The following is a 21934-nucleotide window of genomic DNA, read 5'->3' on the forward strand; positions in this document are numbered from 1 at the left end:
GCGAAACACCGCCTCAGGAGGCGGGCCACCAGGACTGGTTCGCGTGCATGCGCCGAACCTATCACAGCGTGCGCGTTGCTCTCACGTCGTGTGACGCGTGCGGTGCGTGGCCGATTCACCGGCCGGACACGGCCGCCGTGCAGGCACCAGGCCGTAGGCTGGAGTCGTGCCCGCTGTGAATCTCGGTATGCCCGCCGCCCGCGAAGTCCTTGCCCCGCGTCGTAAGAGTCGACAGATCCGTGTCGGCAAGGTGCTGGTGGGCGGAGACGCGCCCGTCTCGGTGCAGTCGATGACGACCACCAAGACCACCGACATCAATGCCACGCTGCAGCAGATCGCGGAGCTGACCGCGTCTGGCTGCGAGATCGTTCGGGTCGCCGTTCCCAGCCAGGACGACGCCGACGCCCTTCCCGCGATCGCGCAGAAGAGCCAGATCCCGGTGATCGCCGACATCCACTTCCAGCCGCGCTACATCTACGCCGCCATCGACGCCGGCTGCGCCGCGGTGCGGGTGAACCCCGGCAACATCCGCGAGTTCGACGGCAATGTGGGAGAGATCGCCGCCGCAGCCAAGGCAGCGGGAGTGTCTCTGCGCATCGGTGTGAACGCCGGATCCCTCGACAAGCGTTTGCTGCAGAAGTACGGCAAGCCCACCGCGGAGGCTCTCGTCGAGAGCGCGGTGTGGGAGGCCAGCCTGTTCGAGGAGCACGACTTCCACGACTTCAAGATCTCCGTCAAGCACAACGACCCGATCGTGATGGTCAAGGCCTACCGTCAACTGGCGGAGCGGGGGGATTGGCCACTGCATCTCGGCGTCACCGAGGCAGGGCCGGCGTTCCAGGGCACCATCAAGTCCGCGACGGCGTTCGGCATCCTGCTTTCTGAGGGCATCGGCGACACCATCCGCGTCTCGCTGTCGGCCCCGCCCGCCGAAGAGGTGAAGGTCGGTCATCAGATCCTGCAGTCGCTGAACCTGCGCGAGCGCAAGCTCGAGATCGTCTCCTGCCCGTCCTGCGGGCGTGCGCAGGTCGATGTCTACACGCTGGCCGACAACGTGACCGAGGGTCTCAAGGACATGACCGTTCCGCTGCGCGTTGCCGTCATGGGCTGCGTCGTGAACGGTCCCGGCGAGGCGCGCGAAGCCGACCTCGGTGTCGCCAGCGGCAACGGCAAGGGGCAGATCTTCGTGAAGGGTCAGGTCATCAAGACCGTTCCCGAGGCGGACATCGTCGCCACGCTCATCGAAGAGGCCAACCGGATCGCCGCTGAGATGGGCCCCGATGCGCCGCTCGGCACCGCGCAGGTCGTCACGAGCTGACACGGCGGACTGGCGCTCCGGGCCGTGCACCCTTGTCTGCGCGCAGCGGAGGCGCTAGCGTGAACGGGTCGCGATGCGCGCGACCCGGCTGGCCGGAACGAGGGAGAGGAGTGATGACCGATGAACACGATCACGGTGTCATCCGTACCCTCTCACCTCTCTGAGGCCGCATTCTGACGTTCCGCATCGACTGAGCGGCGGCCTCCTGTCCGGAGATCTTCCTCATGTCTTTCGAGTCCTTCATCGACTCCGCATCTGCATCCACCTCTCAGCCCGCCCCCGCTCACCCCAATCCTTCTTCGTCCCCGTCCTTCGGCGGATTCGACGACGACGTCCTGGGCGGCCAGGCCTTCGACCAGCGCGAACCCGGTCCCGGTCAGCGGTGGAGCACCTGGCCGTCCGCGTCGCCCACGGAGCGCGGACCGCTTCCGCACCCTGCCTGGCTGGTCACCAGTGCTGCGGCCTTCGATACCGAGCTCGGCGTCGTCAAGACCGGCAAGGAGGCCGACGTCCACCTGATCGAGCGTGCGGTCCCCGACCGCGAGGGCTGCCTGCTGGCCGCGAAACGCTACCGCGGCACCGACACCAGCGACTTCCATCGGTCCGGGCAGTACGAGGAGGGAAGGCGTTTGCGGCGCTCCCGCGACGTGCGAGCAGTCGAGAAGAAGTCCACGTACGGGCGATCCGTCTCCGCCGGCCACTGGGCGGGCTCCGAGTTCGCCGCGCTCTGCGCCGCCTACGAAGCCGGGATCCCGGTGCCGTATCCCGTGCAGGTGTCGGGAACGGAAGTCCTGCTGGAGTTCATCGGTGATGGACGAGAGGCGGCGCCTCGGCTCGCCCAGACGCGGCTGCGCGGCGCGGAGCTGGCCGATCCGTTCGAGCAGGTGCGCGCGCTGCTGATCGCATTCGCCCGGGCGGGCCTCGCGCATGGTGACCTGTCCGCCTACAACCTGCTGCTGCATCGCGGGCGTGTGGTGGTGATCGATCTCCCGCAGATCGTGGACCTCGCGGCGAATCCCGCGGGTGCGGACTTCCTGCACCGCGATGTCCTGAACGTGTGCACGTGGTTCCAGCGTCGCGGCGTCGAGGTGGAGGCGGAAGAGGTCTTCGCCGACGTCATCGCCCAGTTGTGGTGAGCCGGTCGGCGTGGCCGAATCGTTGCGGCTGCCGGTGTGGGCCTTCCCTATGATCGAAGGATGCGCTCTCCGCTCGCTCGATTCCTCACCGCCGTAGCGGCGACGCTCGTGCTCACCGGGTGCACGATGACAGGTCCCGGATCGGCGACCACGAGCGCCCCGGCGACTCCCTCGCCGTCGGCGACGGCGCACCCGACGACCGAACCGACGAGCACGGACGATGCCGCGCCGGCCGCGCCGGAGATGGCCTTCGCCGGCGATTGCGCCCAGGTGCTCACGGACGAGGACCTGAGCGCGATCGCGCCCGCGGTCTGGACGGCGACGGATCTGCGCGGCACCGACCCGGCTTCCGATCTCGCCGGCGCTCTCAGCTGTCATTGGGACGCGGGGGGTGCCGGGGCGGTCTCGGTGGACATCCTCCCGCTGTCCCTGGTCTCCGAGGATGCGCTGGCCACGCCCGACATCGTCGCCTGCCCCGAGACCGACGGCCCCGACCTCTGCATGGCCGAGCTCGCGGTCGGCGACTCCTGGCTGATCGCCGGTGCGGGCAGCGAGGATGCCCTGTCGGCCGTGGTGGGTCGTGTCGGTGCACGTCTCATCGGACAGCGCCCCGTGGCCGCCCCGCTCCCTCCGGGATCCTGGGCGGTGCCGGACTGCTCGGTGATCGTCGACGCGACGCGCGATGGCGGAATGCCGGACGCGGAGCCCGGCGTCCAGAACGACTCGCAGCCCCACGGACCGCTCTGGGACGTGCTGGCGGCAGATGGGCGAGCGGGGTGGTGCGCAGCTCATCAGCCGGAGGAGGACGGCATCGCCGTCACCTTCTATCCCGGCGGCGCGGACCGTGGGCGGGAGCCGAGCGGAGAGGACTTCGAGGTCGAGGGCGCCGATCGCGGGTGGATCACCGTCGACGACGCCGGACTCACCACCGGCGTGGTGGACGTCGGGGTCAATCGTCTGGCATTCGCCAGCTACGGCTACATCGACATGCAGGACGACCTCCTCGGCTCCATCCTGTCGGTGCTGACCGAGCGCACGGATCTCTGAAGCGCGCCCCTGCGCTCAGCTCCCACGTCCCTCCGCCGTGAGAGAGTTGCCTGCGTGAATGAGACGCTCGTGACCTTTCCCTCCGGTGCGATCACGGGGGATGCCACCGTGACAGCGGTGCGGCCTCACCCCGACGGCGCCGTGGTCGTGCTGGACACCACGCCATTCCATCCGGTCGATCACACCTGGCCGGATCAGCCGGGCGACACCGGAACGATCATCTCCGCGGGCGAGGAAGTACGCGTGATCGACACGATGATGGCCGCGACGGAGAACGGCACCGACCTGCTGATCGGCGCCGACATCCCCGTCAAGCGCGGCACCGACGGCTGGACGTGGCTGGTGGCACACGTCATCGGCGCCGGGAGTTCCCTGGCCGAGGGCTCCGCCGTTCACGCGCTGGTCGACGCCGGCCGGCGCCTGGATCTCAGCCGGGGACACACCGCCTGTCACCTCGCCTCGCTCGCCCTGGACGCCGCGCTCGCGGACCTCTGGCACAAGGAGGTGCGTCCCGACCCGCTCGGCAACCCCGACTTCGAGGGCCGCGCCAACGAGTCCAGCTTCATCCACGCCAACGGCAGCGTCGACCGGTACCGTCTCGGTAAGAGCCTGCGCAAGGCGGGGTTCGACAGCGAGACGCTGGCGGCGACGCTGGCCGAGCGAGAGCAGCGGGCCAACGTCCAGCTGGCCGCGTGGGTCGCGGCGGGATCGGCCAGCCGCATCGAGACAGCGGGGCCGGGGATCACCGACATGCGCACCTGGCACTGCACGCTCCCGGAGGGCGAGGCAGCCTTCCCGTGCGGCGGCACCCACGTGGCATCCCTCGCCGATTTCCGCTCCATCACGGTGCAGCTCGCGCAGCCCGACGCCCAGACGCTGGTGATGACGACCACCGCGACGGCGGTCTGAACCGGCGCGCGCAACCGTTCAGGCGCCGTTCCCCGGGGCATGGGAGGGTGGAGGCATGACCGAAGCCACCGTCACACCCGGACCCGACGAGACCCTGCGCGCCGAGATGGATCGCATGCTGCACGACGCCGGCATCACGGCGAACCGGGAGCTCATCCGCCGCATCATCGGCACGGCCATCGAGCTGGGCCGCGATGGCACCGAGCGGCTCGATCTGAAGATCACGGCGTCCGCAGTGGCGGAGATGCGCCGCGCGTTTCGCATCTTCGCTCCGTACGCGGGCGTGCCGAAGGTGACCATCTTCGGCTCCGCTCGCACGCGGTCGGATGATCCGCTCTACGGGCAGGCGCACGACATCGCCGAACGTCTGGCCGAACGCGGCTGGATGGTGGTGACGGGAGCGGGCCCGGGCATCATGCAGGCGGCCGCGGAGGGAGCGGGACCCGATCGGGCGATCGGCGTGTCCATCCGGCTGCCGTTCGAGGAGCGACCGAACGCGATCTTCGCCGATCGTGACAACGTGGTGGCGATGAAGTACTTCTTCACGCGCAAGCTCATGCTGATGAAGGAGTCCAGCGGTTTCGTGTGCGTGCCGGGCGGCTTCGGCACGATGGACGAGATGTTCGAGCTGCTGACCCTCCAGCAGACCGGGAAGGCGGAGCCGATGCCGATCGTCCTGCTCGACGAGCCCGGAGGACAGTTCTGGTCGGGTCTGCGTCGCTTCGTCGACGAACAGATGATTCCCGCGGGCGTGGTCTCGGGCGACGACCTGGAGCGCGTTCTGATCACGGATTCCGTGGCGGAGGCCGAGGCGGAGATCACCGGATTCTGGCGCAACTACGATTCGCTCCGGTGGATCGACGAGCTGCTTGTGCTCCGCATCCGAGCGACGCCGACGCCGCAGGAGCTGGAATCGCTCAACGAACGCTTCGGCCACCTGCTCGTCTCCGGGCGCATCGAGAGCATGTCGGCGCTGCCCGTGGAGATCGCCGACCAGGACGTTCCCGAGCTGCCGCGACTGACGATGATCCTGAACCCGTTCAAGGTGGGGCACTTGTTCCACCTGATCCGGGCGATCAACGAGCTGGATTCCGCGCCCGAACGCGTGCCTGCGGGAACGAAGAACCCTTCGGAGTAGCGGGCGGTATCGCTCTCGTCTCAGCGAGGCTGTGTACCGGACGCGGTTCGCTCGTCGCCCGCGCTGCGCAGTGCCTCGCGGGCCGCGGCGCGCCAGATCGCGCGGTAGGGCAGTGCGGCGTCCGCAGCATCGATGCGGCGCACGGCGGCTGTCGCCGGTGCCAGGTTGGCCATGTCCTCGGCGGGTACCCGCCACGCCAGTGGGTAGCTGTGCCAGGCGCGGAAGTGCTCGACCCACACCGCGATGAGAACCTGGTCGTCCGACACCGTCTTCTCCTCCCGGCCGCCGCGCTCATGGCGGGTGATGCGCCAGCCGGCGCCAGCCGGTTCCGCGAGGAAGTCGGGGTCGGTGAACCAGTGCCACCGCCCGCGGTGGAGTGTGGGAGCGTCCCGGCCGAGATGGTGGACGAGCTCCGCCGCGAGCGCGTCCAGGGTCCACGCGACGGGGAACCACGACGTCAGCGTCGCCGTGAGCTCGAGCGCACTGAGCCCCGCGGGAAACGCTCGCCCATCGCGGCGTCCTGCCTCCAGCGCGGCCGACAAGGCGATGGTCCCGAGCGCGGGACCACCGTCGTCGAGAAGCGCCAGGTGGAGCTGCAGCATGCGGAGGTAGCGATCATGGTCCTCGCGCGTCGCGAACGGGGGCACGGGTATGGCGGGTACAGCCGGCAGCGCTGCCATTCGTCGAGAGATCATGAGTCCTCCTCGGTGTCGTTCCTCCGAGCTTCCCATGGTCGCGGGCGATCTCGGTGGGATCCCGATGTGCCGCCGCGCCTCGCCGAGCGAGTATCCTGGAGAGGATGCCCGTTCGCGGGTGAAGAGCTGAATAGGGAGGCCCACCGTGGAGATCGATCTCGGACTGCTGCGCAACATCGAGCGAGAGAAGGAGATCCCCTTCGACGAACTCGTTCGCATCATCGAGCAGGCGGTGCTCACGGCCTACGCCAAGCACACCTCGCCGGAGGGATCGCTGCCCGCCGGCGCCCGCGCGTCGCTGGATCGCAAGACCGGTCACGTCGCCGTCTACATCCCGGTGCTCGATGATGAGGACGCCGTCATCGGCGAAGAGGAGCACATGCCCGAGGACTTCGGGCGCATCGCGGCGTTCGCCGCCAAGCAGGTCATCAGTCAGCGTCTGCGCGACATCGCCGACGACGCCGTGCTGGGGGAGTTCCGTGGCAAAGAGGGCGACATCGTCGCCGGAGTGATCCAGCAGGGCCCCAACCCCAAGATGATCCACGTGGACCTCGGATCCGTCGAAGCCATCCTTCCTCCCGAGGAGCAGGTCCCGGGCGAGGAGTACACGCACGGGTCGCGCATCCGCGTGTACGTCACCACCGTGGCCAAGGGCAACAAGGGTCCGCAGATCACGGTCTCGCGCACCCACCCCGGCCTGGTCCGCAAGCTCTTCGCGCTGGAGGTCCCGGAGATCGCGAACGGCCTGGTCACCATCGAGTCCCTGGCTCGCGAGGCGGGGCATCGCACCAAGATCGCCGTCATCGCGAACGACCCGCAGGTCAACGCCAAGGGTGCATGCATCGGCGAGATGGGCCGTCGCGTGCGCGCGGTGACCGAGGAGCTCTCGGGCGAGAAGATCGACATCGTCGACTACAGCCCTGACCTGCCCACGTTCGTGGCGAACGCGCTGTCGCCGGCGAAGGTGAGCTCCAGCTTCGTCCTGGACGCCACCACCAAGGCCGTCCGCGCGCTGGTGCCCGACTACCAGTTGTCCCTGGCGATCGGCAAGGAGGGGCAGAACGCCCGCCTGGCGGCGAAGCTCACGGGCGCCAAGATCGATATCCAGCCGGACTCGATTCTCGACGACAAGTGATCCGCTGAGGCGGCGCAGGCGACGGCGAAACGCCGGAGCCGCGCGCCACTGCCTGGCCGGGGCAGCGATGCCGGATTCCGCTCCAGCACCGTGATCCCGCGCCAGGAGGGTCGCAGCGGCCGATGGCGATGAGAGCGAGCAGGCACCGGGGAGGTGTAACATGGAACCCGTACGGACGTGCGTCGGATGTCGCAGCCGTGCATCTCGCTCCGCTCTTCTGCGGGTAGTGGCCTCCGAAACCTCCCTCGTCTTCGACGAGCGGGCTTCGATGCCCGGGCGGGGTGCGTGGGTGCACGACGATGCGCAGTGCCTCGAGAAGGCGCTGCAGCGGCGGGCGTTCGTGCGAGCACTCCGTGTGTCGGGGCCACTTGACACGCAGACCATCGAGAAACGGCTGAACGGCTATGGAAACAAAGTGAACGGCTCGAAATGAGACCCGTCCGCTGATACGGTCTGCCCTGCCTGGGTGGACCCAGACAGGAGAAATGTGGCTGCCAAACCACGCGTACACGAGATCGCATCCGAACTCGGTGTCGACAGCAAGGTCGCCCTTGCGAAACTGAAGGAACTCGGCGAGTTCGTCAAGAGCCCGTCGTCCACGATCGAGCCTCCGGTCGCGCGCAAGCTGCGTGCCGCGCTGGAGTCCGAGCGCGCTGCCGGTGGAGCTTCCGCCGCCGCGCCCGCGAAGGCGACCCCGGCAAAGCCGGCCGCCACCCCCGGACCGAAGCCCGGCCCGAAGCCGGGCCCCAAGCCGAGCGCGCCCGCCGCTGAGAAGGCTCCCGCGCCCGCTGCTCCGGCCGCGCCTGCCGCTCCGGCGGCTGAGAAGCCGGCCGGCGACAAGCCCGCTGGCGGTGCACCGAAGCCCGGTGCACCCACGCCCGGACCCCGCCCCGGCGGCCCGCGTCCCGGCAACAACCCGTTCGCGTCCTCGCAGGGCATGGGACAGCGTCCCGCCGGCCCGCGTCCCGGCAACAACCCCTTCGCGTCCTCGCAGGGCATGGGACAGCGCCCGACGCCTGGGAACATCCCGCGCCCCCAGGCTCCCCGTCCGGGTTCGCCCCGTCCGGGCGCCCCGCGTCCGCAGCGTCCCGGTGGCGGCGGTCGTCCGGGTGGTGCTCCGTTCCAGCAGCGTCCGGGTGGACCCGGTCGTCCCGGCGGTGCCGGTGCTGGTGCCGGTGGCGGCTTCCAGCGTCCCGCCGGTGGCGGCGGCTTCGCCGGTCGTCCCGGCCCCGGTGGCCGTGGTCGTGGCGGCACAGCCGGTGCGTTCGGCAAGGGCGGCGGCAAGTCGAAGCAGCGCAAGTCGCGTCGCGCCAAGCGCCAGGAATTCGAGATGCGCGATGCCCCGATGGTGGGCGGCGTCAACGTCTCGCGGGGTAATGGCGAGACCATTCGCCTCCGTCGTGGTTCCTCCATCGCGGACTTCGCCGACAAGATCGAGGCCATCACCGGTTACACGGTGCAGCCGGGCACGCTGGTGACGATCCTCTTCAACCTCGGCGAGATGGCCACGGCCACCGAGTCGCTGGACGAGTCGACCTTCGAGGTCCTCGGCGCCGAGCTGGGTTACAAGATCCAGATGGTCTCGCCCGAGGACGAGGACAAGGAGCTCCTCGAGGGCTTCGGTCTGGACCTGGACGCCGAGCTCGCCGATGAGGATGACGACGACCTGGAGATCCGCCCGCCGGTGGTGACCGTCATGGGTCACGTCGACCACGGTAAGACGCGACTGCTCGACGCCATCCGTCAGACCAACGTGGTCGCGGGTGAGGCCGGTGGCATCACCCAGCACATCGGTGCTTACCAGATCTGGACCGAGCACGAGGGCATCGAGCGCGCCATCACCTTCATCGACACCCCGGGTCACGAGGCGTTCACCGCCATGCGTGCCCGTGGTGCGCAGGTGACGGACATCGCGATCCTCGTGGTGGCCGCCGACGACGGCATCATGCCGCAGACGGTGGAGGCCCTCAACCATGCACAGGCGGCCAATGTGCCGATCGTCGTGGCGGTCAACAAGGTCGACAAGCCCGAGGCGAACCCGGCGAAGGTGCGTCAGCAGCTGACCGAGTACGGCCTGGTGGCCGAGGAGTACGGCGGCGACGTGATGTTCGTCGACGTCTCCGCGCGTCAGAACATGGGTATCCAGGAGCTCCTGGACGCCGTGCTGCTGACCGCAGACGCCGGGCTCGACCTGCGCGCGAACCCGAACAAGGCCGCTCGTGGTGTGGCCATCGAGGCCAAGCTCGACAAGGGCCGCGGTTCGGTCGCCACCGTGCTCATCCAGTCCGGAACGCTGCGCGTCGGTGACGCGATCGTCGCCGGAACCGCGTACGGACGTGTCCGCGCGATGCTCGATGAGAACGGCGACGCCGTCGAAGAGGCGTACCCGTCGCGTCCGGTTCAGGTGCAGGGTCTGAACTCGGTGCCGCGCGCCGGAGACACCTTCATCGTCACCGATGAGGACCGCACGGCTCGTCAGATCGCGGAGAAGCGCGAGGCCGCCGAGCGCAACGCCCAGCTGGCCAAGGCCCGCAAGCGCATCTCGCTCGAGGACTTCACCCGTGCTCTCGAAGAGGGCAAGGTCGAATCGCTCAACCTCATCATCAAGGGTGACGTCTCCGGTGCCGTCGAGGCGCTCGAGGAGTCGCTGCTCAAGATCGAGGTGGACGACTCGGTGCAGCTGCGCATCCTCCACCGCGGCGTCGGTGCCATTACCGCCTCCGACGTGGACCTCGCGACGATCGACAACGCGATCATCGTGGGCTTCAACGTCCGCCCCGACCAGAAGGCGCGCGAGCGCGCTCAGCGCGAGGGTGTGGACATCCGGTTCTACTCGGTCATCTACGCGGCGATCGAGGACATCGAGAGCTCCCTCAAGGGAATGCTCAAGCCGGAGTACGAAGAGGTCCAGTCGGGTGTCGCCGAGATCCGCGAGGTGTTCCGCTCCTCGAAGTTCGGCAACATCGCCGGTGTCATCGTTCGCTCGGGAACCATCACCCGCAACGCGAAGGCACGCGTCATCCGCGATGGCATCGTCATCGCCGATGGCCTGGCCATCGAGTCGCTGCGCCGGTTCAAGGACGACGTCACCGAGGTGCGTACCGACTACGAAGCCGGTATCGGCCTCGGCAAGTACAACGACATCCAGATCGGCGACGAGATCGAGACCACGGAGATGGTCGAGAAGCCTCGTTCCTGATGGGCGCGCTCCCTCGGGAGCAGCGTCATCGCGGAACCGCCCGCCTCACCTCGTGGGGCGGGCGGTGGCCGTTCGGAGCAGGCTTGCGGCCGGGAACCCATCGTGCCGCAGCTCGCGGTCCGTCCGTGCCGGCTCGATCCGTTTCGATAACTACCATGGGGAGAGTGCACCTGCCGCACCCCCGAGCAAGGAGGCAATCATGGCCGGAGAACGACAGGGTCGCCTGTCCGATCGCATCCGCGTGATCATCGCGGAGCGACTGGACAAGGGATTGCGCGACCCGCGCCTCGGTTTCGTCACCATCACCGATGTGCGCATGACAGGCGACCTGCAGAATGCGTCCGTCTTCTACACCGTGTACGGCAGCGATCAGGAACGTGAAGACAGCGCCGCGGCGCTCAAGGCCGCCACCGGAATGCTCCGCTCCGAAGTGGGCAAGCGACTGGGCGTGCGACTGGTGCCCACGCTGGAGTTCATTCCCGACGCGCTTCCGGAGAACGCCGACCACATCTCGGCGCTGTTGCGCGAGGCCCACCAGCGCGACGCCGAAGTGGCGCAGACCGCCTCGGGCGCGTCGTATGCCGGTGAGGCGGACCCGTACGTGAAGCCGCGCGAGGACGACGACGAGGACTGAGCGATCGTCCCGTGAGCGCTTGCTCACGGACGAGCACGAGACCCCCTGGCCCACCGCGACGGTGACGACAGGGGGTCTCGTCCTGTCATCCGGCGGACGTGCCCTCCTGGTTGACGGGCGCGTCGACGCCCATCGGCGGGAGCCCCACCACGGTGGAACACGGGCGTGTTCGCCGGTGTTCATCTCGGTCCGGCCACGTTCGTCGCAGAAACGGCGGGGCCCGGCGTGGCGTGTCGGCGGTCTGCCGTAGTGTGGGCGATCCGGGCCGTCACAGCCTGGACGAGAAAGGGGAGATGATGCGCTCAACGGCCATCGCACGCACTCGCACCGCCGCGGCTCTGGCGGCGCTGATGCTCGGAGGGGCTCTCACGCTCTCCGGTTGCGCGACATCATCCGGCGGGGATGGCGGTTCGTCCTCGGCTGCGCCCGAGCCCACGGCCACGGCCACCACACCCCCTGCGACGACGCCGCCGGAGACCACGGCGCCCACCCCGGAGCCGTCGCCCACCGAGACCGCATCAGCCGAGGACCCCGCCGGATGGGTGGTGAGCGGCGCCGGCATCGGCCCGCTCGAACTCGGAGCGGATTTCGCCACACTGGCCGGAACGGTCGGCGCTGACGGATGGACGATCGGCTGTGGCCCGGACGCGCCGTCGCCCGACGCACCGGTGATCAGCTATTCCGGCGCGGACCAGCTCTCGATCTTCGCCGCAGCGGGCTACGCCGTCTCCGGGGAGCCGAACACGACGCTGAACCAGGTCTCGGTCACCGGGTCAGCGGGAAGCAGCCCGAAGACGGCGGAAGGCATCGGAATCGGCTCGACGCTTGCGGAGGCCCAGGCGGCCTATCCCGAGGGACAGAACGCGATGCTCGCGAACTACACGATGGCGCTTCGAGTGCCGGCTGCCGGCGGAACGATGTACTTCGGTGCGGGGGGCGACGATGTCATCAGCGGCGTCACGGTCACGCTTCTGGAGCGGCCGCTGCCGGAGTTCTGCGGCTGACGCGGGTATCTCGCACGCCTGCGAGGACCCGGCGTTCCTCAACGGGGGAGCCGAGCCCCTTCGCCATCGATCTCGATCAGGCCATCGGCGATCAAGGAGTCGATCGCACGGTCTCGCTGCCGAGCGTCCGGCCAATCGGGGATCAACGCGCTCAGCGGAACGATGTGCTCGGCGTCGCGCAGCACCCGCATGACAGCGCCACGGGCCTGTCGATCGCTGCCTTCGTACTTCGCCTGCTTCGGGCGTTCGTCGCCCGTATCGGGATAGCCCGCCGCACGCCAGGCGCACAGCGCGCGCAGCGGACATTCCTCACACCGCGGAATGCGTGCGGTGCATACCAGGGCGCCCAGCTCCATGGCGGCCGCGTTCACCACCGCGGCGGCCGCATCGTCTTCGGGAAGCAGCGCCGACATGTCGGCGAGGTCTCGTTTCGCGGCGGCGCCGGGCTGTGAGCGGCCGTGCACGGCACGAGCAATGACGCGCCGGGTGTTGGTATCGACCACCGGCGCGCGCCGGCCGTATGCGAACACCGCCACCGCACGCGCGGTGTAGTCCCCGATGCCGGTGAGCGCGAGCAGAGCGTCGACGTCGTCCGGGACAACCCCCCGGTGGCGCTCGGTGATCTCCACCGCTGCCCGGTGCAGCCACAGCGCGCGGCGCGGGTAGCCGAGGTTGGCCCACTGCTTCACCGCCTCCGCCGGCGTCGCCTCGGAGAGTGCGGCGGGGGAGGGCCAGCGCTCCAGCCACGCCTCCAGCATCGGGATCACCCGCGTGACCGGTGTCTGCTGCAGCATGAACTCGCTCACGAGGATGCCCCACGCACCGAAGCCGGTACGACGCCACGGCAGATCGCGCGCGGTTCGGAGGTACCACGGCTGCAGGGCATCGGCGATCTCGGACACGAGGCACCAGCCTATCCGCCCCCACCCGTAGGCTGGAGGCATGCGGCTCCCGATCACACCCGTCACCACGCTGCAGCGCGAGCTGCGCGAGCAACTGCGGCACAACAGTCCCGCGGGGCGCGTGGTGGTGCTCGTCGACGGGCTCGACCCCGAGAGCACACGGTCCTTCGCCGACTCCTTCGCCGAGATCATCGGGGAGGACGGATCTGCTGTGCTGCGCGCGTCCCTCACGGACTTCGTGCGCCCCCGCGCCGAACGTGGCGCGGAACCCGCTCCCGGGGATGTCGACGTCGAGACGCTGCGGCGCGTGCTCTTGGACCCCTTCCGTGAGGGGGCTCAGGCCTCCGCCACGGCGGGCGTGCAACTGCGCGTGTGGGATGAGCGACGCGATCAGCCGGTCGAGGCGCGGTGGGTCACGGCACCCGAGGACGCCGTCCTGGTGCTGGACGGCGTGTTCGCCCAGCAGGAGGGAATTCGCGGCACGGCGGCGTTCGCGCTCTGGCTGGAGACGCCGGAGAGCCGTCTGGCCGAGCGCACCGGTCATTCGACGGACGCCCCGTACAGCGAAGCCGAGTTCCGTTACCTGCGCGATGCCCGCCCGCGCGCAGCCGCGTCGGCACTCATCGATATCTCCTGGCCGGATCGTCCGGTCGAGTTCTTCCAGGACTCCTGCTGATGGCCCGCGCGAACGGACCCCGCCCCGCGGCGGGGCTGCTGCTGGTGGACAAGCCGCAGGGGATCACGAGCCACGACGTCGTGGCCCGCGTGCGGCGGGGCTTCGGCACTCGCAAGGTGGGCCATGCCGGAACGCTGGATCCGATGGCCACCGGCCTGCTTCTCATCGGCATCGAGGGGGCCACCCGGCTCCTCACGTTCCTGGTGGGACTGGACAAGACATACACCGCCACCATCCGGCTGGGTGTTAGCACCGACTCGGACGACGCCGACGGAACGGTCACCGCGACCGCATCGGCCGATGGCGTCACCGACGCGGCCATCTCCGCAGGGATCGCCGCGCTCACGGGCGACATCCTCCAGGTGCCGAGCACCGTGTCCGCGATCAAGGTCGACGGTAAGCGCGCATACGATCTGGCGCGGGCGGGGGAGAGCGTCGAGCTGAAGTCGCGTCCGGTCACCGTCTCTCGTTTCGATGTGCTGGACACCCGACGCGGTGACGGGGTCATCGATCTGGACGTCGTGGTCGACTGCACCAGCGGCACCTACATCCGCGCGCTTGCCCGGGACCTCGGCGCTGCGCTCGGCGTCGGCGGACACCTGACGGCGTTGCGGCGGAGCGCGATCGGTCCGTTCCTCGTGTCGGACGCCGTGGCTCTGACGGACGACATCGGCGCGGCCCCTGTGCTCACACCCGCCCGGGTCGCCACCGACGTGCTCGGAGCTCTCACCGTGACCGAGCAGGAAGCCACCGATCTTCGCCACGGCAAGAAGCTGGCCGGTGCGGCCGAACGTGTCGCGTCCCTTCCCGTAGCCGCGATTGCCCCGGACGGCTCGCTGATCGGCGTTCTGGAACGGCGCGGCGCCGACCTCAAGAGCGCCATGAACATGCCGGAGGAGCAGCCATGAGCACCCGCACGATGAACCGGACGCCAAGGACCAGCGCATGATCCTCGGGTTCACGATCGCCGTCGTGGCGGTGGCGGTGGCCGCCGCGCTCCTGTGCATCGTGCTGGGCCTCATCGGACGTGTGCCCGATGACTGGAGCGTCGGTGCGCTTGCGGTGCTGGAGCTGCTGCTGATCGCGCAGATCGTGATCGCCATCGCTGCACCTTTCGCCGGCAACCCGCCGTCGGGGAGCCTCCTGGAGTTCTGGACCTACCTCATCTCCGCAGCGCTCATCCCCGTCGGCGTCGTCGTGTGGGCGTTCGTCGACCGCTCCCGGTGGTCAACGGTCGTGATGGGCGTCGGTGCGCTGGCCGTTGCGATCATGGTGTGGCGCATGGAGGTCATCTGGACGGTTCAGGTGGCCTGAGCGCCGGGCCGCTTCCGTGCCGCGGGTAGAATCGTCCGAGTGATGACACAGGCTCAGACCGGGCAGACGCCCCGGGAATCCGGGACCCCACGGCGTGCGAAGAACCCGCGCCGGATGAGCGGCATCGGTCAGGTGCTGGTCGCGGTGTACGCGGTGCTCGCCCTCGGCGCCACGGCGCGTTCGTTCGTGCAGATCGTTGAGAAGTTCGCCGAGGCGCCGCTGGCCTACTCGCTGTCCGCCGCATCGGCGGCGGTCTACATCGTGGCCACGCTGGCGCTGATCTTCTCGCGTCGGCCCGGGTGGTACACCGTCGCGTGGATCGCCATCTGCTTCGAGCTGGCGGGCGTTCTCGTGATCGGCACGCTGAGCCTCGTGCTGCCTGACCTCTTCGCGCATCCGACGGTATGGAGCGTGTTCGGCCAGGGATACGTGTTCATTCCGCTCGTCCTGCCGTTCATCGGCCTCTGGTATCTGATCACCCACAAGCCCGCCGCTTCGCCGGAGGTGCGGTCGTGATCGTGTTCTCCGATCCCGCGGAGATCCCCGACGGATTCGGGCCATCCGTCGTCGCCATCGGCAAGTTCGACGGTGTGCACACCGGTCATCGGCGAGTGCTCGAGCGCGCTCGAGCCGATGCCGAGCGCCTCGGGGCCAAGGTCGTCGCGGTGACCTTCGACCGCAACCCGCTCGCGACCATCCGTCCCGAACTGTGCCCGAACGAGCTGGTGAGCCTCGGCCAGAAGATCGACCTTCTCGCCGGCACCGGACTCGACGCCGCCGTGGTACTGCGCTTCGACGAGGAGATGTCCCACGTCTCGGCAGAGGACTTCGTCCGCGAGATCCTGGTGGGCGCTCTCGGCGCCGTGGTCGTCCTCCTCGGCACGGATTTCCGGTTCGGGCACCGCGGTGCCGGCGACGCGCAGCTCCTCGAGCGGATGGGCGCGGAACTCGGCTTCACCACCGATGTGGTCGACGACGTCGTGGTCGCCGGTGAGGAACGCCGGGTGTCTTCCAGCTGGATCCGCGAACTGCTCTCGGCGGGCGACGTCGCGCGCGCGGCGCAGTTGCTCGGCCGCCCGCACCGGGTGGAGGGTGAGGTCGTTCACGGGCTGAAGCGCGGCCGCGAGCTGGGCTTTCCCACGGCGAACCTTTCGCCGCAGTCGCAAGGCGACGTGCCCGCAGACGGTGTGTACGCCGGATGGCTCGTGACACCGGACGGCGTTCATCACAAGTCGGCGATCTCCGTGGGTGTGAACCCCACGTTCGACGACGTCGAGTTTCGTCAGGTGGAGGCGTACGTCCTCGATGAGACGGGCCTGGACCTGTACGGGCAGCACGTGGTGGTCGAGTTCGTCGACCGCATCCGCGGCATGGTGGCCTTCCAGGGGATCCCCGCGCTGATCGAGCAGATGACGGACGACGTCGCCCGCACTCGCGTGATCCTGTCCTGACGGCGAGGCGGGATGCGGGGGATGCGCATCAGCGCAGGGGCTCCTGCTCATGTGAGCACATGGAGGCGCAGATGTTGTCAGGGCCCGGAGGCGGCGGTACCGTCGAGGGGTGGATGACGAACTGCTCGCGGTCCGCGTCGCGGAACTCTATTACGAGGAGAACAAGACGCAGGACGAGATCGGCGCGCTCCTCGGGATCTCCCGCTGGAAGGCCGGCCGGCTGCTCACGCAGGCGCGTGAGCGCGGTATCGTGCGGATCGAGATCGTCCACCCCCGTGCGCGTCGGCTCGCCCTGGAGCGCGAGCTGTGCGCCCGCTTCGGGCTGAGTGACGCGATCGTCGTCCCGGTGCCGGACGAGAACGGCTCCGTCACCTCCGTCGTCACGCAGGCGGCTGCCGACTTCCTCACCGCACTCCGCCCGGTTCCGAAGACACTCGGCGTGAGCTGGGGTCACACGCTCACCGAGGTGGCGGAGAAGCTGCCCGACGGCTGGGCCACCGGTGTGACGGTGGTGCAGATCAACGGGGGCGTGAGCCTCAACCGTCGCGCCTCCACCGCGGCGACGCTCGCATCCACGATCGCCAATCGCGGACGAGGGCAGGTGGTCCTCCTGCCCTCACCGGCGGTGCTCGAGCGTCGCGAGACGAAGGATGCCATCGCATCGGACCGCACCGTGGCGGCCGTGCTCGATCTCGCGCAGCGCGCTGATGCGTACCTGTACAGCGCGGGACTCGGCGACAAGAACTCCGCCCTCGTCGACTCCGGATATCTCCGGGCGAGCGACCTGGAGGAGCTGGCCATGAAGGGCGCCGTCGGCGATGTCCTCGGCCGCTACATCGACGCCAACGGGAACATCGTCGATCCCGAACTGGACGGCCGTACCGTGGGCGTCGAACTGAGCACCCTGCGTGCCGCCAAGACCGCGATCTTCGTGGTGGCGGGCGAGGACAAGCACGACATCGCCCGCGCGGTGGTCGTGAACGGACTGTGTTCCATCCTGATCACCGACGAGGGCACTGCCCGAGACCTGCTGGAGGACGAATGACCGCTGTGGCGGACACCGCAGAGCGCGCCGCACGAGCGCGCGAGATGATCGGCGGTGAGCCCGACGACATCACCCTGGCCCGATTCCTGCACGGACTGCCCGGCGTGGATGCCGTGGGTCTGGAGCAGCGCGCGGCCGACCTCGGCACCCGCTCGATCAAGACCACCTCGAAGAAATGGGCTCTGGATCGGGTCATCGAGCTGATCGACCTCACCACGCTCGAAGGCGCGGACACCCCCGGAAAGGTGCGATCCCTCGTCGCCAAGGCTGTGCACCCCGACGCCTCCGACCCGACGTGCCCGCGCGTGGCCGCCGTGTGCGTGTACGGCGACATGGTGCCGTACGCCGTCGAGGCCCTCGGTGCGCTGCACGGCGATCCCGATGACGGGCTGATCTCTGTCGCCGCGGTCGCCACGGCATTCCCCTCCGGCCGCTCGTCGCTGGCGATCAAGCTGGCCGACACCCGCGAGGCTGTGGCGGCCGGCGCCGACGAGATCGACATGGTCATCGACCGCGGTGCGTTCCTGTCGGGCCGCTACTCGGTGGTGTTCGACCAGATCGTCCAGGTGAAGGACGCGTGCCGTCGCGCGGACGGAACGTCTGCGTCGCTCAAAGTGATCCTGGAGACCGGTGAGCTGAACACCTACGACAACGTCAAACGCGCTTCGTGGCTGGCCATCCTCGCAGGCGGCGACTTCATCAAGACCTCCACGGGAAAGGTGACACCGGCAGCCACGCTCCCCGTCACCCTTCTGATGCTGGAGGTCGTGCGCGACTGGCACCGCCTCACCGGCGAGAAGATCGGCGTGAAGCCTGCAGGCGGTATCCGGACGTCGAAGGACGCCATCAAGTACGTCGTGACCGTCGCCGAGACGGTGGGCGAGGAGTGGCTTCAGCCGCACCTGTTCCGCTTCGGTGCGTCGAGCCTTCTGAACGACGTGCTGCTGCAGCGGCAGAAGATGACCACCGGACACTACTCCGGCCCCGACTACGTGACCATCGACTGACGATGAGCTCCCCCGACTACTTCGCGTCCCGCGTGGATGCGAGCCCGGATCTGAAGGACGAAGCACGATGAGCTTTCTCGAGTACGCCGACGCGCCGGAATCCCGCGCGATCCTGAACCTGAAGGACGAGTACGGCCTGTTCATCGACGGCGAGTTCGTCGATGGCAACGGCGCGTCGTTTCGCACCATCAACCCCGCCGACGAGTCGACGATCGCGCTGATCTCGACCGCGGACGAGAGCGACGTCGACCGCGCGGTCGCCGCCGCCCGCCGCGCCTACGACCGGGTGTGGTCGAAGATGAGCGGACGCGACCGCGGGAAGTACCTGTTCCGCATCGCTCGTCTCGTCCAGGAGCGCGCCCGCGAGCTGGCCGTGGCCGAGTCCCTCGACAACGGCAAGCCGATCAAGGAGAGCCGCGACGTGGACGTGCCGCTCGTGGCGGCGTGGTTCTTCTACTACGCCGGCTGGGCGGACAAGCTCGACTACGCCGGGCTCGGGGCCAACCCGCGCGCTCTCGGCGTCGCCGGTCAGGTGATCCCGTGGAACTTCCCGCTGCTGATGCTGGCGTGGAAGGTCGCCCCGGCGCTGGCTGCCGGAAACACCGTCGTGCTCAAGCCCGCGGAGACCACCTCTCTCACCGCGCTGCTGTTCGCCGAGATCGTGCAGCAGGCGGGCCTTCCGGCCGGCGTGCTCAACATCGTCACCGGTGCCGGTGCCACCGGGTCCGCCGTGGTGAATCACCCCGACGTCAACAAGGTGGCCTTCACCGGCTCCACCGCGGTCGGCCGATCGATCGCGCAGTCCGTCGCCGGAACCGGGAAGAGCCTGACGCTCGAGCTCGGCGGCAAGGCGGCGAACATCGTCTTCGACGACGCACCGATCGACCAGGCGGTCGAAGGCGTCGTGAACGGCATCTTCTTCAACCAGGGCCACGTCTGCTGCGCGGGAAGCCGTCTGCTCGTTCAGGAGTCGATTGCCGAGGACTTCGTCGACCGCCTCAAGTCGCGCCTGTCGACCTTCCGTCTGGGCGACCCGCTGGACAAGAACACCGACATCGGTGCGATCAACTCGGCGGCCCAGCTGGAGCGCATCCGCGCGCTCAGCGACATCGGCGAGGCGGAGGGGGCCGAGCGCTGGAGCGCGGACTGCGACATCCCCGACAACGGCTTCTGGTTCGCGCCGACGATCTTCACGAACGTGCAGGCGAGCCACCGCATCGCCCGCGAGGAGGTGTTCGGCCCGGTGCTGTCCGTGCTCACCTTCCGCACTCCCGCGGAGGCGATCGAGAAGGCGAACAACACGCCCTATGGATTGTCGGCCGGTATCTGGAGCGAGAAGGGCTCACGCATCCTCGCCGTGGCCGACCGCCTGCGCGCGGGTGTGGTGTGGGCCAACACGTTCAACAAGTTCGACCCGTCGAGCCCGTTCGGCGGCTACAAGGAGTCCGGCTACGGACGCGAGGGCGGCCGGCACGGCCTCCTCGCCTACCTGAAGGGTGGAGCGGCGTGAGCAAGCGACTGACCGTGCCCAAGACGTACAAGCTGGCCATCGGCGGCGCCTTCCCGCGCAGCGAGTCCGGTCGCACCTATGCCGTCAGCTCGCCGTCGGGCGAGTTCCTCGCGAATGCGGCCCAGGCATCCCGCAAGGACGCCCGCGATGCCGTGAAGGCCGCGCGGGCAGCCGTGAAGGGGTGGTCGGGCGCCACCGCGTACAACCGCGGCCAGGTGCTGTACCGGATCGCCGAGGTGCTCGAGGGACGGCGCGCGCAGTTCGTCGAGGAGATCACCGCACAGCAGGGCGTGTCAGCGGCGGCCGCTGCCGCGCAGGTGGATGAGGCGATCGATCGCTGGGTCTGGTACGCCGGATGGTGTGACAAGTTCTCGCAGGTCTCGGGCGCCGCGAACCCGGTGGCGGGTCCGTACTTCAACATCTCGGTACCCGAGCCCACCGGTGTCGTGGTGATCATCGCCCCGCAGGACAACGCCCTGCTGGGGCTCGTCTCGGCGGTCGCCCCGGCCCTCGTGGCGGGCAACGCCGTCGTCGTGATCGCCAGCGAGGCGTTCCCGCTGTCCTCGATCTCCTTCGCCGAGGTCCTCGCCACCAGCGATGTCCCCGCGGGCGTCGTGAACGTGCTCACGGGTTCGCCTGCGGAGATCGCTCCCTGGCTCGCATCGCACGACGACGTCAACGCCCTCGACCTGGTGGGCGCGGGCGCGCTGGACTGGATCTCGCTGCAGCAGTCCGCGGCGGGCACGCTCAAGCGCGTGCTCACGCCGGAGGACGGCCCGGATGCGGCGGCCCCCTCGCTGCAGCGGATCACCGCGTTCACCGAGACCAAGACCGTCTGGCACACGAAGTCGATGATCTGACGGTTTCGGACGCGGGCCGGCTCTTCCTCACGGGAGAGCCGGCCCGCGTCGTTTCACGTCAGAGCCGGGAGTGTTTGTCGGGGTTGGCGATCTGACGGATCCCGGCGATGCGCCCCGTGGAGCCGAACTGGAGCGTGACGACGTCGCGGCGGACACGACGGCGGAAGTCGATCGCGGGGTCCCCGTTGACGTCGAGCCATCCGACCAGGATCTCGTCGTTCGCGCGCCGTGCCTTCTCGAAGACGCCGATGACGAAGCGCGCAATGGCGGCGGCGCCGAAGATCGGATTCAGCGCCGCGCTGACCACGCCGCCGCCGTCGGTCCACAGGACCGCGTCGTCTTCGAGCATCGAGGCGACGAGGGTGATGTCGCCCGATTCGATCCCGCCGATCAGCCGGTCGAGCGACGCGGCGTCGACCCGCGTCGACACCGGCTGATCGGGGTGGATGTCCAGACGCCGCTCCCCGCGGGAGATCAGCTGGCGAACCGCGGCCGGCGTGGTCTCGAGGATCTCCGCGATCTCTGGCGCCGACATGGCGAAAGCGCGATGCAGCACGATGGCCGCACGCTGACGTGGCGGGAGCTGTTCGGCCAGATGCAGCAGCGCTATCGAGAGCATCTCGCGCGTGGCGACGACATCGTCCGGCAGCCGGTCCGTGGCCACCGGTTCCGGCAGCCACGGACCGGGGTAGCTCTCGCGCCGGGCCGCGATCGCTCGCACCCGGTCGATGGAGCGGCGCACGCACACCGTGGTGAGCCAGGCGGGCCAGGACCGGATCTCCGACGCCTCCCGCTCAGCGTGAACCGCCAGCTCGGCCACCTCAGAGACCACGTCCTCCGCTTCGGAGTAGTCGCCGAGCATCCGGTACGCGATGCCCAGCAGACGACCCTGTTCGCGCTGCCACGCCGTCGCCGCCGGGGAGAGGGTCGTCATCCGCGCTCCTTCCTGCGCTC

Annotated in this window: 22 protein-coding genes; 19 read left to right on the forward strand and 3 right to left on the reverse strand. The window is 69.1% G+C overall.

Annotation, left to right across the window (positions count from 1 at the left end; genetic code table 11):
• The first annotated feature begins 187 nt into the window (after positions 1-187).
• The 5 genes from ispG to LQ566_RS00090 all read left to right on the forward strand — a co-directional run bounded on the left by ispG (position 188) and on the right by LQ566_RS00090 (position 5548).
• Positions 188-1318, forward strand: coding sequence for a flavodoxin-dependent (E)-4-hydroxy-3-methylbut-2-enyl-diphosphate synthase (gene ispG, locus LQ566_RS00070; protein ID WP_231091333.1), 1131 nt, complete (start codon positions 188-190; stop codon positions 1316-1318).
• A gap of 224 nt (positions 1319-1542) precedes the next feature.
• Positions 1543-2454: a serine protein kinase RIO gene (locus tag LQ566_RS00075; RefSeq protein WP_231089512.1), complete on the forward strand. Its 912-nt coding sequence runs from the start codon at positions 1543-1545 to the stop codon at positions 2452-2454.
• A gap of 60 nt (positions 2455-2514) precedes the next feature.
• Positions 2515-3501 (forward strand): DUF3558 domain-containing protein, encoded by a 987-nt coding sequence (locus LQ566_RS00080; protein ID WP_231089513.1) that lies wholly within the window; start codon positions 2515-2517, stop codon positions 3499-3501.
• A gap of 69 nt (positions 3502-3570) precedes the next feature.
• Positions 3571-4410, forward strand: coding sequence for an alanyl-tRNA editing protein (locus tag LQ566_RS00085; protein ID WP_231089514.1), 840 nt, complete (start codon positions 3571-3573; stop codon positions 4408-4410).
• 55 nt (positions 4411-4465) lie between these two features.
• Positions 4466-5548, forward strand: a complete 1083-nt coding sequence (locus LQ566_RS00090; RefSeq protein WP_231089515.1) for an LOG family protein — start codon at positions 4466-4468, stop codon at positions 5546-5548.
• Positions 5549-5568: 20 nt separating this feature from the next.
• On the opposite strand, the gene LQ566_RS00095 is transcribed toward LQ566_RS00090, so the two are convergent.
• Positions 5569-6243, reverse strand: a complete 675-nt coding sequence (locus LQ566_RS00095; RefSeq protein ID WP_231089516.1) for a hypothetical protein — start codon at positions 6241-6243, stop codon at positions 5569-5571.
• Between the two features lie 145 nt (positions 6244-6388).
• On the opposite strand from LQ566_RS00095, the gene nusA reads away from it, so the two are divergent.
• The 5 genes from nusA to LQ566_RS00120 all read left to right on the forward strand — a co-directional run bounded on the left by nusA (position 6389) and on the right by LQ566_RS00120 (position 12215).
• Entirely contained in the window at positions 6389-7378 is a 990-nt protein-coding gene (nusA, locus tag LQ566_RS00100) for a transcription termination factor NusA (RefSeq protein ID WP_231089517.1), read from the forward strand.
• 160 nt (positions 7379-7538) lie between these two features.
• Positions 7539-7811, forward strand: coding sequence for a YlxR family protein (locus LQ566_RS00105; protein ID WP_231089518.1), 273 nt, complete (start codon positions 7539-7541; stop codon positions 7809-7811).
• Between the two features lie 54 nt (positions 7812-7865).
• Positions 7866-10577: a translation initiation factor IF-2 gene (infB, locus tag LQ566_RS00110; protein ID WP_231089519.1), complete on the forward strand. Its 2712-nt coding sequence runs from the start codon at positions 7866-7868 to the stop codon at positions 10575-10577.
• A 199-nt stretch (positions 10578-10776) separates the two neighbouring features.
• Positions 10777-11211 (forward strand): 30S ribosome-binding factor RbfA, encoded by a 435-nt coding sequence (gene rbfA, locus LQ566_RS00115; RefSeq protein WP_231089520.1) that lies wholly within the window; start codon positions 10777-10779, stop codon positions 11209-11211.
• Between the two features lie 293 nt (positions 11212-11504).
• The gene (locus tag LQ566_RS00120; RefSeq protein WP_231089521.1) at positions 11505-12215 is read left to right on the forward strand and encodes a hypothetical protein; all 711 of its coding nucleotides are present in this window, start codon (positions 11505-11507) and stop codon (positions 12213-12215) included.
• A gap of 38 nt (positions 12216-12253) precedes the next feature.
• On the opposite strand, the gene LQ566_RS00125 is transcribed toward LQ566_RS00120, so the two are convergent.
• Positions 12254-13117: an HhH-GPD family protein gene (locus LQ566_RS00125; RefSeq protein WP_231089522.1), complete on the reverse strand. Its 864-nt coding sequence runs from the start codon at positions 13115-13117 to the stop codon at positions 12254-12256.
• Between the two features lie 40 nt (positions 13118-13157).
• On the opposite strand from LQ566_RS00125, the gene LQ566_RS00130 reads away from it, so the two are divergent.
• The 9 genes from LQ566_RS00130 (at position 13158) to LQ566_RS00170 (ending at position 20980) form a co-directional block, all read left to right on the forward strand.
• Positions 13158-13793, forward strand: a complete 636-nt coding sequence (locus LQ566_RS00130; protein WP_231089523.1) for a nucleoside/nucleotide kinase family protein — start codon at positions 13158-13160, stop codon at positions 13791-13793.
• Positions 13793-14701: a tRNA pseudouridine(55) synthase TruB gene (truB, locus tag LQ566_RS00135; RefSeq protein ID WP_231089524.1), complete on the forward strand. Its 909-nt coding sequence runs from the start codon at positions 13793-13795 to the stop codon at positions 14699-14701. Before LQ566_RS00130 ends, truB begins: the two co-directional genes overlap by 1 nt.
• A gap of 37 nt (positions 14702-14738) precedes the next feature.
• Entirely contained in the window at positions 14739-15107 is a 369-nt protein-coding gene (locus LQ566_RS00140) for a hypothetical protein (protein WP_231089525.1), read from the forward strand.
• 114 nt (positions 15108-15221) lie between these two features.
• Positions 15222-15623, forward strand: coding sequence for a hypothetical protein (locus LQ566_RS00145; RefSeq protein ID WP_231091334.1), 402 nt, complete (start codon positions 15222-15224; stop codon positions 15621-15623).
• Positions 15620-16558, forward strand: coding sequence for a bifunctional riboflavin kinase/FAD synthetase (locus LQ566_RS00150; RefSeq protein WP_231089526.1), 939 nt, complete (start codon positions 15620-15622; stop codon positions 16556-16558). The genes LQ566_RS00145 and LQ566_RS00150 overlap by 4 nt, the downstream gene beginning before the upstream one ends.
• A gap of 109 nt (positions 16559-16667) precedes the next feature.
• Complete coding sequence (locus tag LQ566_RS00155) at positions 16668-17603, forward strand: sugar-binding transcriptional regulator (protein WP_231089527.1); 936 nt, start codon at positions 16668-16670, stop codon at positions 17601-17603.
• Positions 17600-18610 carry a deoxyribose-phosphate aldolase gene (deoC, locus tag LQ566_RS00160; RefSeq protein WP_231089528.1) on the forward strand — a complete coding sequence of 337 codons (1011 nt, stop codon included), beginning with the start codon at positions 17600-17602 and terminating at the stop codon, positions 18608-18610. Before LQ566_RS00155 ends, deoC begins: the two co-directional genes overlap by 4 nt.
• A 67-nt stretch (positions 18611-18677) precedes the next feature.
• The gene (locus tag LQ566_RS00165; protein ID WP_231089529.1) at positions 18678-20120 is read left to right on the forward strand and encodes an aldehyde dehydrogenase family protein; all 1443 of its coding nucleotides are present in this window, start codon (positions 18678-18680) and stop codon (positions 20118-20120) included.
• Positions 20117-20980: an aldehyde dehydrogenase family protein gene (locus LQ566_RS00170; RefSeq protein ID WP_231089530.1), complete on the forward strand. Its 864-nt coding sequence runs from the start codon at positions 20117-20119 to the stop codon at positions 20978-20980. Before LQ566_RS00165 ends, LQ566_RS00170 begins: the two co-directional genes overlap by 4 nt.
• A 58-nt stretch (positions 20981-21038) precedes the next feature.
• Here the strand turns inward: LQ566_RS00170 and LQ566_RS00175 are convergent, their stop codons facing one another.
• Positions 21039-21914, reverse strand: coding sequence for a sigma-70 family RNA polymerase sigma factor (locus tag LQ566_RS00175; RefSeq protein WP_231089531.1), 876 nt, complete (start codon positions 21912-21914; stop codon positions 21039-21041).
• Between the last annotated feature and the right edge of the window lie 20 nt (positions 21915-21934).

This window comes from Microbacterium nymphoidis (genome assembly GCF_021044885.1).
Lineage (GTDB): Bacteria > Actinomycetota > Actinomycetes > Actinomycetales > Microbacteriaceae > Microbacterium > Microbacterium nymphoidis.